Below are 14884 nucleotides of genomic sequence, written 5' to 3' on the forward strand. Positions count from 1 at the left end.
GTGACCTGCGCCGCGACCCTGCCGGGGGCCGTCAGCCGGAAGCAGAAGCTGCAGCGCGGCCCCTCGCCCAGCACGAAGCCCCGTATGTCCCGGCGCAGCGCCTCCTCCTCCGGGGGCAGTCCCCAGTGCTGCATCGCGTCGCGCAGGCCGATCCGGGAGAGGGCGATGTCGGGCCGCACCTGCCACATGTCGTTATAGGCGGCATTCGACAGGATCAGCCCGCCATCCGGATCGAAGACCGCGATCGCCTGCTCCAGCGTGTTGAACACCGATTGCCCCAGGTCGATTTCCGCGCGGAAGCGGCGCTTGAGCGACACCTCCGAGGAGATGTCCTCGAACAGGAAGGCGACGGCGCCGTCGGGATGGGGCTGGCCGGTGACGCGGAAGGTCTGTCCGGTGGGCAGGGTCCATGTCTCCTTGTAGCGCCCGTCCTCCGCCGCGGCCTCCAGCCGGGCGATGCGCAGACGCCAGCTCTTGTAATCGCGCGGCTCGGGGATGCGCTGGTTCTCGCGCAGCGCGTCGAGGAAGGCATGCAGCGTCGGACGGCGGCTGAGCATGTCCGCCGCCAGGCAGGTCAGGTCGATCAGCGCCGGGTTGAACAGCACCAGCCGGCGGTGGGAGTCGAAGATCGCCAGGCCGATGGGCAGCTGCGCGAAGGTCTTGCCCAGCGTGCCGATGAAATCCTTCAGCGACCCCTCGGCCTGGACCAGCTGGTCGATCGGCACCGCGAAGCACAGCTTGGAATCCCCGTCCCCGGGAAGTCCGTGCAGCTCGTACCAGGCCGGCTCGCCCCCTTTCGGCGAGGGCGAGGACATCCGGCGGGGCGCGTCGGCCCCCTCCCATCGCGAGAAGGACAGGCCCGGAAACAGAGGCCGCGGCGGCCAGGAAGCCAGGGCGGCATCGCCGTGATCGCGCTGGACCTGGTCCAGATAGGCGCGATTGGCCCAGATCACCGTGCCGTCGCGCTGCTGGCGCCAGGTCGGAACGGGGCTGTTTTCCGCCACGTCGCGCAGCAGCTCCAGCTCCAGCTCCATCGCCCGCACCGCCTGCCTCTCGATCGGCGGGTCCTCCGCCGCGGCGGCCTCCGCGCCGGGCTCCTCCAGCACGATGCGCAGCACGTCGCCGGTCCGTTCGCCCCGCAGCAGCAACGGACCGCTGCCGCGTTCGCACAGCTCCAGCATGTCGCCCTCGCCCATCTCGGCGAGGCGCCGGTCGAGCCGGTCGAAGCGGAAGGCATATGTCGCCAGGAAACGGCTCCAGTCATCGCTGCCGGGCTGACCCGCGGCCAGCAATCGCAGCGCCCGCCCGGTGGCATCGACCAGGGCGCGGTCGCGAAACAGGTAGACCACGCCCTCCGCCGCGGCGCCGGGACGCGCAGGCGCCGCGGACCCGTCATCGGCCGCCCGGCCGGAAAGGAAGCGCAGCATCCCCAGCCCGGCCATGGCCGAGGCCAGACCGACCGTCACAATCGCCAGGCCGCCCGGGAACAGATCCATGTCGCGCCATCCGCTTGCCAACTCCCCCCAGAGGTGCCGCCAAATGGTTAACGGAGGATTAACTTCTGCATGTCATCTGCCTGCGGGGCTCCGCGCCTGCGGGACAGCCACGGAGGATCTCAGGCGCGGATCTGCTCGTTCTCGCCGAGCGCACCGCGATCGGCGCGGGTCAGCCGGTCCATCGGCCAGGTGACCTCGATGATGGCGCCGCTGCGCTGGCCCCGCCCCGGAAGGCTGCCGGGATGGACATCGCGCCCGTTGAGAAAGCGCACCACCCCGCCCGACCGTTCCAGCAAGGTCTTGGCGATGAACAGGCCCAGCCCCATGCCCTCGTATTCAGGCCGGCGGGCCCGGTCCTCGGCCGATTTGCGGCGGCGCAGGAACGGGTCGCCCAGCCGCCCGATCACCTGCGGCTGGAACCCCGCCCCGTCATCGGCGATGCGGATCAGGATGCTGTCCGCCGTCCAGTTGGCATCGACCCAGATATGGCCCTCGGCGAAATCCACGGCGTTCTGGGCGAGGTTGCGCAGCCCGTGGATGATCTCGGGCTTGCGGTAGATCACCGGCTGCTCACTGTCGCCGCCGGTGGAGGGGGCGACCTGGAAATGCACCTGCTTGCCGCGCGCCATGTGCGGCTCCGCCGCCTCGCGGATCACCGTGTCCAGCGGCGCGGTCAGCAGGTGCTTGTCGTCCTTGCCCGCCCGGCCCATCGAGCGCAGGATGTCGCGGCAGCGATCGGCCTGGTCGCGGATCAGTTCCGCGTCGCTTTTCAGGTCGGGATCCTCCAGTTCGCCCACCAGCTCGGAGCTGACCAGCTTGATCGTCGCCAGCGGCGTGCCCAGCTCATGCGCGGCGGCGGCCACCACCCCGCCCAGGTCGGTCAGCTTCTGTTCGCGCAGCAGCGCCATCTGCGTCGCCAGCAGCGCCTCGGACATCGAATGGATCTCCAGGCTGATGCGCCGGGCATAGGCGGCCAGGAAGACGATGCCGATATTCAGCGCCAGCCAGAAGCCCAGGATGAAATCGCCCGGCATGTCGACGAGTTCCCCCGAGGCCCCGCGCAGCGGCAGATGGAACACCGCCACCAGCGTCAGCAGCGTGCAGGACATCGCCCCGAGAAACAGCGTCGAGCCCAGCGTCAGCGCCGAGGCCGAGATCGTCACCGGCACCAGGATCAGCAGCGCGAAGGGATTGTGCAGCCCGCCGGTGAGATACAGAAGGAAGGCCAGCTGCGAGATGTCGAAGAACAGCATCGACACGACCTCGCCCTCGCTCAGCCGCTTGTTCTCCGGAAAAACGAGGATCGCCAGGAGGTTCGCGATGATGGAGGCGCCCACCGCCAGGTAGCACAGGCCCAGCTCCAGCTCGACATGGAAATAGCGGTCGACGATGGTGATCGCGGCCAGCTGGCCGACAACCGCGATCCAGCGCAGCACCACCAGGGTGCGCAGCCTGATCCAGTGGGTGCGGGCGGCCGGGTTGAACGGATCGAGGGCAGGATCTTCCATGTCGCGTCTTGGCCTGGCCGGTTCCCTCTTGGTCGCTGGTGCGTCTCTCTATATGGGATGCGGACGGAGTGCAAAGGAGTTGTGCCATGTCCCCCCGCCTCGCCGCCCTGCTTGCCGCAACCGCGATGGGGGCCGTGATCGCGGCCACGGCGGGCTATGTGTTTCTGGCGGATCGCGGCGGCGACCGCTTCGCCGCCTGCCGCGACACGGCCGTGGCCGGGGGGATGGGCGATGTCGGCGGGCCCTTCACGCTGGTCGATGCCGCCGGACGGACCGTCACGGAAGCCGATGTGATCACGAAGCCGGCGCTGGTCTATTTCGGCTATACCTTCTGCCCCGATGTCTGCCCGCTGGACATGCAGCGCAATGCCGAGGCCGCCGAGATCCTGGCCGGACAGGGGATCGAGACGGTGCCGGTCTTCATCTCCATCGATCCTGGGCGCGACACGCCTGCCGTCGTGGGGGCGTTTGCACAGAATTTCAGCGAACGCACCATCGGATTGACCGGCAGCGAGGATCAGGTGACGGCCGCCAGCCGGGCCTACCGCACCTATTTCCGGCTCCACGGGGACCGGGCGGAGAACCCCTGGTACCTCGTCGATCATTCCACTTTTACCTATCTGGTATTGCCCGGACATGGCGTGGCGGAGGTGTTCCGGCATCCCGATTTCGCCGCCGGAACCGCGCTGGCGGAGGATGTGGCCGCGCGGACGGCCTGCTTTGCGGATCGGATGTGACCAAATTGACCTCCGGGACCGGGTGTCCTAGAGGTTGGAAAAATTCGAGAACGGAGAATTCCATGGCCGAAGCGGAGATGCAGGAGATCGGCGAGGACAAGAGCCTGCTCCTGGTTGACGATGACGAGCCCTTCCTGAAGCGGCTGTCGCGCGCGATGGAGAAACGCGGCTTCGAACCCGAATGCGCCGGCTCCGTGGCCGCGGGCAAGGCCATCGCCACGGCCCGCCCCCCGGCCTTCGCGGTGGTGGATCTGCGGCTCGAGGACGGCAACGGGCTGGATGTGGTCGAGGTGCTGCGCGAGAAGCGGCCCGATTGCCGGGTCGTGGTGCTGACCGGCTATGGCGCCATCGCCACGGCCGTGGCCGCGGTCAAGATCGGCGCCACCGACTACCTGTCGAAACCGGCCGATGCCAATGACATCACCTCGGCGCTCCTGGCCACGCGCGACGAGCTGCCGCCGCCGCCCGAGAACCCGATGTCCGCCGACCGCGTGCGCTGGGAACACATCCAGCGGGTCTACGAGCTGTGCGACCGCAACGTGTCGGAAACGGCGCGGCGGCTGAACATGCATCGCCGCACGCTGCAGCGGATCCTGGCCAAGCGCAGCCCGCGCTGATCCCCCTCGCGCCCCGGGGCATGAAAAAAGGCAGGGACCGCGCGGTCCCTGCCTTTTTGCCGTTGCGGGGGCCCCGGCTGCCTGCGGCGCCGGGGCGGGACGGCGCCTAGGACTTGCCGGGGGCCGAAAGCCCGCCCGAGATCTCGTCGGTGCTTCCCTCGCTGAGCGGATCGGGCAGGACGAGGTTCAGCACGATGGCCAGTCCCGCGGCGGGCAGAAGCCCCGAGGTCAGCAGGATGGACAAGGTCGACGGCAGGTGCTGCAGCGCCTGGGGCTCCAGCTGCAGCCCCAGTCCCAGCGACAGCGAGATGGCGAAGATCACCATGTTGCGCTTGTCCCAGGTGACCGCCGAGAGCATCGAGATGCCGGAGGCCACGACCATGCCGAACATGACGATCACGCCGCCGCCCAGCACCTCGATCGGGATGGTGCGGATCAGCGCGCCGACCTTGGGCACCAGCCCGCACAGGATCAGGAACAGCGCGCCGATGGTCACGATATGGCGGCTCATCACGCCGGTCATGGCGATCAGCCCGACATTCTGCGAGAACGAGGTATTGGGCAGCGAGCCGAACACCGCCGCCAGAGCCGTGCCCGCCCCGTCGGCGAAGGTCGCGCCGGTGATCTCGGCCTCGGTCGCCTCGCGATCGGCCCCGCCCTTGGCGATGCCCGAGACATCGCCCACCGTCTCGATCGCCGAAACCACGGCCATGAGGCAGAAACCGACCACCGCCGCGATGCTGAGCTCCATCCCGTAGCGGAACGGATCGGGCAGCGCGAAGACGGCCGCATTCTGCCAGCTGGCCGCGATGGAGGCCGGCGGCAGCGTGCCGATCAGCATCGCATAGAGATAGCCCGCCACCAGCCCGAGCAGCACCGCCGAGATCGACAGGATCCCGCGGGTGAAGAACTTCACCCCCAGCGTCACCAGCACCACGACCAAGGCCGCCGACCAGTGCGCCAGGCTGCCGTAATCCGGCGTCCCCTTCAGCGGCACGCCGCCCGCGGCGTACTGGATGCCGACCTGCACCAGCGCCAGTCCGATCATCAGCACCACGAGCCCGGTCACCAGGGGCGGCAGGGCGAAGCGGATGCGCCCGATGAAGAAGCCCAGGCAGAAATGGAACAGCCCGCCGATCAGCGCCCCGGTGAACAGCGCCGCCAGCCCGTCCACCCCCTTGCCCGCCACCAGCGGGATCATGATCGGCAGGAAAGCGAAGGACGTGCCCTGCACGATCGGCAGCTTCGCCCCCACCGGCCCGATGGAGAGGGTCTGCAGCAGCGTCGCCACCCCGGCGAAGAGCATCGCCATCTGGATCAGGTAGAGCAGTTCGGGGAAGTCGGGCGAGCCCGAGCCGAAGCCGAACCCCGCCGCCCCTGCCACGATGATCGCGGGGGTGACGTTCGAGACGAACATCGACAGCACGTGCTGGATGCCCAGCGGGATGGCCTTTGCCAGGGGCGGCATGTAATCGGGGTCGCGCAATTGCGCGGCAGTGCCTATGGATTGGTCACTCATTGCGGGGGTCCTCTTTCCGGCGGTTGCTGGGCGGCATCCTCTTGTCGGGGAGTAGTCGATGGGGAATTGTGCCCGTGCAGTAAGGTGGCTTCGGGCCCGGACCGGGCGGAAGGCATCGAACGAAACAGGAATTGCCTGACCTTTACTCGGGCTCGCCTAATGAAGAGGCAGGAATGAACGGATACCTGACCACCCATGTCCTGGACACGGCGCGCGGCTGCCCGGCAGCGGGGCTGAAGATCGTGCTCTACCGGCTGGAGCCTGCCGGGCGCGAATTGCTGGCGGCGATGCATACCAATGCCGACGGGCGCACCGACACGCCGATCCTGCCGCAGCAGAGCTTTGCCCCCGGCGAGTACGAGCTGGAATTCATGGCGGGCGATTACCTGCGCGATGCCGGTCTGGCCACGGAAACGCCGCTGTTTCTCGATGTCGTGCCGATCCGGTTCGGCATCGCCGATGCGCAGGCGCATTACCACGTGCCGCTGCTGCTGTCGCCCTATGGCTACTCGACCTATCGCGGCAGCTGAGCAGCGCGCACCGTGGCAAGCAACACAGATACGGGGAATGGCAGGATGAAGGCAATCATCGTGGGCGCGGGCATCGGCGGGCTGAGCGCGGGGATCGCGCTGCGCCGCACCGGCTGGGACGTGACGATCTACGAACGCGTGACCGAGGTGAAGCCGGTGGGCGCGGCGATCTCGGTTTGGTCGAACGGGGTGAAATGCCTCAACTACCTGGGCCTGGGCGCCGAAGTGGCGAAGCTGGGCGGGCGCATGGACAACATGGCCTATATCGACGGGCTCGACGGCACGACCATGACGCGGTTCAGCTTCGCGCCGCTGGTCGCGGAGGTCGGGCAGCGCCCCTACCCGGTCTCGCGCGCGGAGCTGCAGATGATGCTGATGGAGGCCTTCGGGGACACGCATCTGCATCTGGGACGGCAGGTGACGGAGGTGGCGCAGGACGGCGACACCGTCATTGCCACGCTGGAGGATGGCACGACCGACACCGCCGATCTGCTGATCGGGGCGGACGGGGCGCGCTCGGTCGTGCGCACCCATGTCCTGGGCGCCGCGCCCGAGCGGCGCTATGCAGGCTATGTGAACTGGAACGGGCTGGTGCCGGTCTCGGCCGATCTGGCCCCCGACGACCAGTGGACCGTCTTCGTGGGCGAGGGCAAGCGGGTGTCGCTGATGCCGATATCCGACGGCCGGTTCTACTTCTTCTTCGACACGCCCGGGGAGCCCGGCGAAACGGTCCCGCGCGAGGCGTTCCGCGACACGCTGCGCGCCCATTTCGACGGCTGGGCGGAGCCGGTGCAGCGGCTGATCGCGGCCATCGACCCCGAGCGCACCAACCGGGTGGAGATCCACGACATCGACCCGTTCCATACCTGGGTGAAGGGCCGCATCGCGCTCTTGGGCGACAGCGCCCACAACACCACCCCCGATATCGGCCAGGGCGGCTGCCTGGCGATGGAGGATGCGGTGGTGCTGGCGATCGCGCTGCAGACCAACACGCTGGGGGTGGAGGATGCGCTCGGCCGCTACCAGGCGCGGCGCAGCGGACGGGCCGCCGACCTGGTGATGCGCGCGCGCAAGCGCTGCGACGTGACCCACGCCGCGGACCCGCAGAAGACCCGCGACTGGTATGACGAACTGCGCCGCGAGGACGGCACGAAGGTCATGCGCGGGATCATCTCGAATATCGAGGGCAACCCGCTGGGCTGACCCCGGACGGGGGCGGCGCGTCCCGCCCCCGCCCCGCCCGCGCTGCGCGGCAGCGCACAGGCCCGCCGCCGTCTCGGCTCTGGCCAAAGCCCCCGCGTTGCGCTAACCGGGCGGCCCACGGGCAAGCCACAGGAGTCGCGCAATGTCGGAAGCGGACGGATACGAGAGCGCCATCTCTCCGATCGAGGAGATCATCGACGACGCGCGCAACGGTCGGATGTTCATCCTCGTCGATCACGAGGACCGCGAGAACGAGGGCGACCTGGTCATACCCGCACAGATGGCGACCCCCGAGGCGATCAATTTCATGGCCACCCATGGCCGCGGCCTGATCTGCCTGAGCCTCCCCGGCGACCGGATCGACGCGCTCGGCCTGCCGCTGATGGCCTCGCAGAACTCGTCGCGCCACGAAACCGCCTTCACCGTCTCGATCGAGGCGCGCGAGGGCGTGACCACCGGCATTTCCGCCTATGACCGCGCGCGCACCGTGGCCGTGGCCATCGACCCGTCCAAGACCGGCGCCGATATCGCCACCCCCGGCCACATCTTCCCGCTGCGCGCCCGCGACGGCGGCGTGCTGGTGCGCGCGGGCCATACCGAGGCGGCGGTGGACGTCTCGCGCCTGGCCGGACTGAACGCCTCCGGCGTGATCTGCGAGATCATGAAGGAAGACGGGTCCATGGCGCGCCTGCCCGACCTGGTGTCCTTCGCGCAGCTGCACAATCTGAAGATCGGCACGATTTCCGACCTGATCGCCTATCGCCGCCGCCACGACAACCTGGTGAAATGCACCGAGGAACGGGTCATCGCCTCGGAATTCGGCGGCGAATGGTCGATGCGCATCTATACCGACCAGTCCCATGGCGACGAGCATATCGCCCTGGTCAAGGGCGACGTGACCGACGGCGCCCCGGTGCTGGTGCGGATGCACACGCTGGACCCGATGCAGGATATCGTCGGCATCGGCGAGGCCGGGCGCAGCAGCGAGTTCCAGCGCGCCATGGCGCAGATCGCCGAGGAAGGCCGCGGCGTGCTGGTGCTGATCCGCGACACGACGCTGAAACTGGCCACCGAGGATGCGGCAAGCCCCGCCACGCTGCGCCGCTACGGGCTGGGCGCGCAGATCCTCAGCTCGCTGGGCCTGCACGAGCTGATCCTGCTGACCAACTCGCCCAAGCCGCGGATCGTGGGGCTGGACGCCTACGGCCTGTCGATCACCGATACCCGCCGGATCCGCGACTGATCCGGCCGGGCGCGGGGCGAAATGCCCCGCCTTGACGCAGGGGACGGCGCCGCGCAGGATCGGCGCCATCCCTGCGTCGAGGTTCCGCGCCATGGCCTTCCTTCTCGACCCCGTGCCGACGATGCACGACCAGCGCCTGTCGAAGCGCACCGCCGCCAGCTTCCTGCCCAATATCGCCATCGATCCGACCTGCGGGCGCTACGCGCTGAAGGCGCTGCTGAAATGGCACTATTTCAGGGCCACGGGGATCACGGCCGAGGGCGTGACCCTGCCCAGTCCGGGCAATCCCCTGAAATCGCTGATCGGCTATGATCCCGAGACGGATTTCGAACATTTCGGCCGGCTCCTCAAGGCCCCCGACTACCTGCCCGGCGACGCGGAGGGCTATGTCGAGCGGATGCGCAGCAACGGGCCGATCATCGCCAGCGGCAAGGGCGTCGGGCATGCGGGATCCTTCGTGGGGCATTTCATCCTGCTGGTCGGGGGCGATGCGCAGGCGGCCACGCCGGTGCTGAGCTACAAGGACCCGCTGCGCGGCGACGCGCTGCACGAGGAGGGCTTTGCCACGCTGGGCCCGAAGATCGGCTGGATCTGCTACGCCAGGAAGACCATCGGCCAGAGCTTCGCCCTGCTGGGACAGGCCCAGGGGATCGCCAACATGGCCTTCACCTGAGCGCCCTGCCCGGCCTCCCGCAAGGGGACGAAACCCTTGTGCTTTGCGGCGCATGGCGGTAGGTGGCCATTCCGAACTCTCTGAGGAGCCAGTTTCATGGCCAGCATTACCCATTACACCCTGCCGCGCCCGGAATTCGACGAGGCTCCGAAGGTGCTGATCGTGGTTTCTCCCTATTACAAGGAGATCGCCGACGCGCAGCTGGCGGGGGCGCGGGCCGAACTGGAAGCTGCGGGCGCCACCCACGAGACGGTGGAGGTGCCCGGTGCGCTGGAGATCCCGACCGCGATCCGCATCGCCTATCGCCAGGCCGATTTCGACGGGTTCGTGGCGCTTGGCTGCGTCATCCGCGGCGAGACCACCCATTACGACACCGTCTGCAACGACAGCTCGCGCGCGCTGCAGCTTCTGGGCCTCGAAGGCGCCTGCATCGGCAACGGCATCCTGACGGTCGAGAACCTGGACCAGGCCATCGTCCGCGCCGATGCGCAGGGGCAGAACAAGGGCGGCGGCGCCGCCGCGGCCGCGCTGCACCTGATCGCGCTGACCCGCAAATTCGCCCCCGCCGCCAAGGGCATCGGCTTCAAGGCCGGGGGGGACCTGTCATGACCGGGCTGTCGGGAAACCAGAAACGCGCCCTGCGCTCGGCCGCGCGGTTCTTCGCCGTGCAGGCCCTGTTCCAGATGGAGCAGTCGGACGCGCCGATCGGCCAGATCATCAAGGAATTCGCCGATCACCGCTTCGGCGAGGAATTCGAGGATTACGCGATGCAGGAGGCCGATGTGAAGGTCTTCCGCACGCTGGTCAACGGCGCCGTCGACAACCAGGGCGGCATCGACAAGATGACCGACCGGGCGCTGGTCGCCAAGTGGCCGATCGACCGGATCGACCCGACGCTGCGGGCGCTGTTCCGGGTCGCGGGCGCCGAGCTGACCGTTGCCGACACGCCGCCCAGGGTGGTGATCGTCGAATACGTGCAGATCACCCAGGCCTTCTTCCCCGACGGCAAGGAGTCCCGCTTCGTCAATGCGGTGCTCGATCACATGGCGCGCGAGGCCCGGCCCGAGGCGTTCTGAGCGCAGGCGCGTCCTGCCCCCTTGAGCCCGCCCGCGCGCCCGACCATAGTCGCGCCCATGTCACCCATTCCGCCCCTTTCCGCGCGCCTGCGCCTGCAGACGGCCGAGGCAACCGCCGCGCTGGCCCGGCGCCTTGCCCCCCTGCTGGGCGCGGGCGACGTGCTGGCCCTGTCCGGGCCGGTCGGCGCGGGCAAGAGCACCTTCGCGCGCGCGCTGATCAAGCATCTTCTCGCCCGGGAGGGCCGCGACGAGGACGTGCCCTCGCCCACCTTCACGCTGGTGCAGAGCTACGATGCGGCCGGGGTCGAGATCTGGCATTGCGACCTCTACCGGCTGACCCATGCCGACGAGGTGCTGGAGCTGGGGCTGGACGCGGCCTTCGAGGAGGCGCTGTGCCTCGTGGAATGGCCCGACCGGCTGGGCGGCGACCTGCCCTGCACCGCGCTGTCGCTGGATTTCGCCCCCGACCCGCAGGGCGAGGCGCGCAATCTGACCGTCACCTGGAGCGATGACCGCTGGTCGCCGCGCCTGAGCCTTCTTGCCGAGATCCCGCATGCAGACTGATCCCTTCCGCGACTTCCTCGATGCCGCAGGCTGGGGGGCGGCGATGCTGCACCCGCTGGCCGGCGATGCCTCCAACCGGCGCTATTCCCGCGTCGCCGCCCCCGATGGCCGACGCGCCGTGCTGATGGATGCCCCGCCCGAACGCGGCGAGGATGTCCGCCCCTTCCTGGCCATCGCAAGGCACCTGTCGGGGCTGGGCCTGTCGGCGCCCGCGATCCTGGCCGCGGAGGAGGCGCGCGGATTGCTGCTGATCGAGGATCTGGGCGACGGGCTATTCGCCCGGCTGGCCGCCGCCGATCCCGCCTGCGAGGAACCGCTCTACCTGGCCGCGATCGAGGTGCTGGCCGAACTGTCGCGCCATGCGGCCCCGGCGGGGCTGATGCCCTATGACAGCACCACCATGCCCGATCTGGGCGCGCTGGCGCTGGACTGGTACCTGCATGGCGGCGACCGCGGCGCCGATCCCGCGACCCGCGCCGCCCTGGCGGAGGCGCTGCGCGCCGCGCTGGCCCCGCATGACGGGCCGCGCGTGCTGGTGCAGCGCGACTATCATGCGGAAAACCTGCTCTGGCTGCCGGAACGCGCGGGCGCGGCCCGCGTCGGGCTCCTGGATTTCCAGGACGCGGCGGCGGGCCATCCGGCCTATGACCTCGTCTCGCTGCTGGAGGATGCCCGCCGCGACGTGTCGCCCGCGACCGTGGCGGCGGCGAAGGCGCATTACCTGGCGCTGACCGGCGCCGATCCCGAAACCTTTGCCACCGCCTATGCCGCGATGGGCGCGCAGCGCAACCTGCGCATCATCGGCGTCTTCGCGCGGCTGTCGCTGCATTTCGGCAAGCCGCATTACGTGGACCTGATCCCGCGGGTCTGGGATCATCTGATGACCGATCTCGCCCATCCCTCGCTGGCGGGGCTGTACGACATCGTGCGCCACGCCCTGCCCCAACCGACCCCGACCAGGCTGGAGGAGCTGAAGGCCCGATGCGGAACCGTCCCGACTCTGTGATGCTCTTCGCGGCCGGTTTCGGCACGCGGATGCGGCCGCTGACCGATACGCGGCCCAAACCCCTGATCGAGGTGGCGGGCAAGCCGCTCCTCGACCATGCGCTGGGGCAATGCGCCATCCCCCAGATCACCCGGCGCGCGGTGAACGCGCATTACCTGGCCGAGCAGATCGCGGCGGCGGCGGCCAGCCGGAGGCTCCTGCTTTCGCAGGAGCGGGACGGCATCCTTGACACGGGCGGCGGGCTGAAGGCGGCGCTGCCGCTTCTGGGCAGGCCGGAAGCGGTCTTCGCCATGAATACCGACGCGGTCTGGACCGGGCCGCTGGCCATGGCGACGCTGGCCGGGGCCTGGGACCCGGAGCGGATGGATGCGCTGCTGCTGCTGTGCCCGCCGGAACGGGCGGTGGGCCATGCGCTGAAATCGGGTTTCGCCATGGATGCGGCGGGGCGGCTGAGCTGGGCGCCCGAACTGGCCTATACCGGCGCGCAGATCCTCGCCACCGCGCCGGTGGCCGACTGCCCCGACGCCGCCTTCTCGGTCAAGCGCGCCTGGGATGCGGCACTGGCCGCCGGGCGGCTTTACGGCGTGATCCATCCCGGGCGCTGGTGCGATGTCGGCCATCCCGGCGGTATCGCGCAGGCGGAGGACATGCTGGCCGATGCCTGAACCTGCCGCCGCCCCCCGCGTCTACTCGCTGGCCCCGGGCCAGGACTTTCCGGCCGCGCTGGTCGCGGGGCTGCGGCAGCGCCTGGACGGGCAGCCGCCCGAGGCCATCGCCCGCGTCACCGTCTACGTCAACACCCAGCGGATGAAGCGCCGGATCGAGGATCTGTTCCATGCCTCCGGCCCCGGCTTCCTGCCGCGGCTGCGGCTGGTCACCGAGGCGGGCGCCGGGCTGATCCGCCATGGCGCCCCGGCCCAGTCCCAGCTGGCGCGCCAGCTGCAGCTGACGCGGCTGACCTCGGCGCTGATCGCGGCCCAGCCGGATCTTGCCCCGCCCTCCGCGGCCTTCGACCTGGCGGGCGGGCTGGCCAACCTGATGGACGAGGCGCAGGTGGAGGGCGTGCCGATCGACACGATCCTGAACCTCGATGTCGCCGATGCCTCGGGCCACTGGCAGCGGGCGATGGCCTTCCTGAAGATCGTGCTGGATCTGGGCCTGTCCGACCCGATGGCCGATCCTGCCGCCCGCGCCCGCGCCGAGGCGGAGGCGCTGATCCGCCTGTGGCAGGCGGCGCCGCCCCGCGATCCGGTCTATGTCGCGGGCTCCACCGGCTCGCGCGGCACGACCCATCTGCTGATGCAGGCGGTGGCGCGGCTGCCTGCGGGCGGGCTGATCCTGCCGGGCTTCGACCATGACATGCCGCATGGCATCTGGACGACCCTGACCGCGCCCGAGCGGCAGGAGGACCATCCGCAATACCGCTTCGCTCTGCTGCTGCGCGATCTCGGCCTGACCCCCGGCGAGGTGCAGCCATGGCTGCCCGGGGCGGGGGCACCGGATCCCGCGCGCAACCGGCTGATCTCCATGGCGCTGCGCCCGGCGCCGGTCACCGATGGCTGGATGCGCGACGGGCCCGGCCTAGGCGACCTGGGCGCGGCCACGCGCAACCTGACGCTGCTGGAGGCGGCCGATCCCCGCGCCGAGGCCGATGCCGTGGCCGTGGTGCTGCGCCGCGCCGCCGAGGAGGGCACGCCCGCCGCGCTGATCTCTCCCGACCGGATGCTGACCCGGCGCGTGGCCGCCGCGCTCGACCGCTGGGGGATCGAGCCGGATGACAGCGCGGGCGAGCCGCTGGGCCAGACCGCCACGGGGCGGCTGATCCGGATGATCGCCGGGCTGATGGGCCAGCGGCTGACCGCCGAGGACCTGGTGGTGATCCTGAAGAACCCGCATGTCGGCATCGGCTCGCGCCGCGGCCCGCATCTGCGCCTGACGCGCGAGCTGGAACTGCGGCTGCGCCGCCGCGGCCCGGCCTTTCCCGACCGGGCATCGCTGACCGAATGGGCCGCCTCGCGCGAGGATGCCGAGGCGGCGCAATGGGCCGCCTGGGTGGCCGATTGCCTGGACGGGCTGGAACCGGTGGGCACGCGGCCGCTGGAGGATCACATCGCCGATCTGCGCGCGCGGGTCGAACGGCTGGCCCGCGGCGCCTTCGCCGAAAGCGGCGTGCCGCTCTGGGACGGGCGCGACGGCGAGGCGGCGCTGAAGGCGATGACCGCGCTGGAGACCGATGCAGGCCATGGCGGCGATCTGGACGTGGTGACCTTCAATTCGGTGCTGCGCGGCTCGATGTCCGAGGAGGTCCGCGACCCCGCCCTGCCGCATCCCGGGGTGATGATCTGGGGCACGCTGGAGGCCCGCGTACAGGGCGCCGAGCTGGTGATCCTGGCGGGGCTGAATGACGGCGTCTGGCCCGAACAGCCCGAGCCCGATCCCTGGCTGAACCGCGCGATGAGGAAGGCCGCGGGGCTGCTTCTGCCCGAACGGCGCATCGGGCTGGCCGCGCATGACTTCCAGCAGGCGGCAGGCGCGCCGCAGGTGGTGCTGGCCCGCGCGCGGCGCTCGGCCGAGGCGGATGCCGTGCCCTCGCGCTGGCTGAACCGGCTGACCAACCTTCTGGAGGGGCTGCCGGACCAGGGCGGTCCCGCGGCGCTGGCGGCGATGCGCGAGCGCGGCGACGAGATCTGCGCGCTGGCCGGGGCGCTCGAC

Annotated in this window: 15 protein-coding genes; 12 read left to right on the top strand and 3 right to left on the bottom strand. The window is 70.0% G+C overall.

Going from position 1 to position 14884, the window contains the following annotated elements; genetic code table 11:
* The coding region (locus tag ICN82_RS19090) for a PAS-domain containing protein (protein ID WP_193186232.1) at positions 1 to 1496 on the bottom strand (1496 nt) is incomplete at its 3' end.
* 119 nt (positions 1497 to 1615) lie between these two features.
* Entirely contained in the window at positions 1616 to 3004 is a 1389-nt protein-coding gene (gene regB, locus ICN82_RS19095) for a sensor histidine kinase RegB (RefSeq protein WP_193186235.1), read from the bottom strand.
* 86 nt (positions 3005 to 3090) lie between these two features.
* Between regB and ICN82_RS19100 the strand changes: the two genes are divergently transcribed.
* Positions 3091 to 3741 carry an SCO family protein gene (locus tag ICN82_RS19100; protein WP_193186237.1) on the top strand — a complete coding sequence of 217 codons (651 nt, stop codon included), beginning with the start codon at positions 3091 to 3093 and terminating at the stop codon, positions 3739 to 3741.
* A gap of 62 nt (positions 3742 to 3803) precedes the next feature.
* Positions 3804 to 4358 (top strand): ActR/PrrA/RegA family redox response regulator transcription factor, encoded by a 555-nt coding sequence (locus ICN82_RS19105; protein WP_193186240.1) that lies wholly within the window; start codon positions 3804 to 3806, stop codon positions 4356 to 4358.
* Positions 4359 to 4464: 106 nt separating this feature from the next.
* Here ICN82_RS19105 and ICN82_RS19110 read toward each other — a convergent pair whose 3' ends face one another.
* Positions 4465 to 5877: a uracil-xanthine permease family protein gene (locus ICN82_RS19110; RefSeq protein ID WP_193186243.1), complete on the bottom strand. Its 1413-nt coding sequence runs from the start codon at positions 5875 to 5877 to the stop codon at positions 4465 to 4467.
* Positions 5878 to 6050: 173 nt separating this feature from the next.
* On the opposite strand from ICN82_RS19110, the gene uraH reads away from it, so the two are divergent.
* The 10 genes from uraH to addB all read left to right on the top strand — a co-directional run.
* Positions 6051 to 6407: a hydroxyisourate hydrolase gene (gene uraH / locus ICN82_RS19115; protein ID WP_193186246.1), complete on the top strand. Its 357-nt coding sequence runs from the start codon at positions 6051 to 6053 to the stop codon at positions 6405 to 6407.
* 45 nt (positions 6408 to 6452) lie between these two features.
* The gene (gene hpxO, locus ICN82_RS19120; RefSeq protein ID WP_193186249.1) at positions 6453 to 7610 is read left to right on the top strand and encodes an FAD-dependent urate hydroxylase HpxO; all 1158 of its coding nucleotides are present in this window, start codon (positions 6453 to 6455) and stop codon (positions 7608 to 7610) included.
* 142 nt (positions 7611 to 7752) lie between these two features.
* A complete protein-coding gene (gene ribB, locus ICN82_RS19125) occupies positions 7753 to 8853 on the top strand; it encodes a 3,4-dihydroxy-2-butanone-4-phosphate synthase (RefSeq protein ID WP_193186251.1) in 1101 nt (366 codons plus the stop codon).
* A gap of 91 nt (positions 8854 to 8944) precedes the next feature.
* A complete protein-coding gene (locus tag ICN82_RS19130; RefSeq protein ID WP_193186253.1) occupies positions 8945 to 9526 on the top strand; it encodes a papain-like cysteine protease family protein in 582 nt (193 codons plus the stop codon).
* Positions 9527 to 9622: 96 nt separating this feature from the next.
* Positions 9623 to 10135 (top strand): 6,7-dimethyl-8-ribityllumazine synthase, encoded by a 513-nt coding sequence (locus ICN82_RS19135; RefSeq protein WP_193186256.1) that lies wholly within the window; start codon positions 9623 to 9625, stop codon positions 10133 to 10135.
* Complete coding sequence (nusB, locus tag ICN82_RS19140; protein ID WP_193186259.1) at positions 10132 to 10602, top strand: transcription antitermination factor NusB; 471 nt, start codon at positions 10132 to 10134, stop codon at positions 10600 to 10602. Before ICN82_RS19135 ends, nusB begins: the two co-directional genes overlap by 4 nt.
* A 57-nt stretch (positions 10603 to 10659) precedes the next feature.
* Complete coding sequence (tsaE, locus tag ICN82_RS19145) at positions 10660 to 11166, top strand: tRNA (adenosine(37)-N6)-threonylcarbamoyltransferase complex ATPase subunit type 1 TsaE (protein WP_193186262.1); 507 nt, start codon at positions 10660 to 10662, stop codon at positions 11164 to 11166.
* Positions 11156 to 12172, top strand: a complete 1017-nt coding sequence (locus ICN82_RS19150) for an aminoglycoside phosphotransferase family protein (protein ID WP_193186265.1) — start codon at positions 11156 to 11158, stop codon at positions 12170 to 12172. The genes tsaE and ICN82_RS19150 overlap by 11 nt, the downstream gene beginning before the upstream one ends.
* Positions 12148 to 12837 (top strand): nucleotidyltransferase family protein, encoded by a 690-nt coding sequence (locus ICN82_RS19155; RefSeq protein ID WP_193186268.1) that lies wholly within the window; start codon positions 12148 to 12150, stop codon positions 12835 to 12837. Before ICN82_RS19150 ends, ICN82_RS19155 begins: the two co-directional genes overlap by 25 nt.
* Positions 12830 to 14884 (top strand): double-strand break repair protein AddB (gene addB, locus ICN82_RS19160; RefSeq protein WP_193186271.1); only part of this gene is annotated, 2055 nt, incomplete at its 3' end. The genes ICN82_RS19155 and addB, both read left to right, overlap by 8 nt.

The organism is Mangrovicoccus algicola (genome assembly GCF_014903745.1).
Taxonomy (GTDB): Bacteria; Pseudomonadota; Alphaproteobacteria; order Rhodobacterales; family Rhodobacteraceae; genus Mangrovicoccus; species Mangrovicoccus algicola.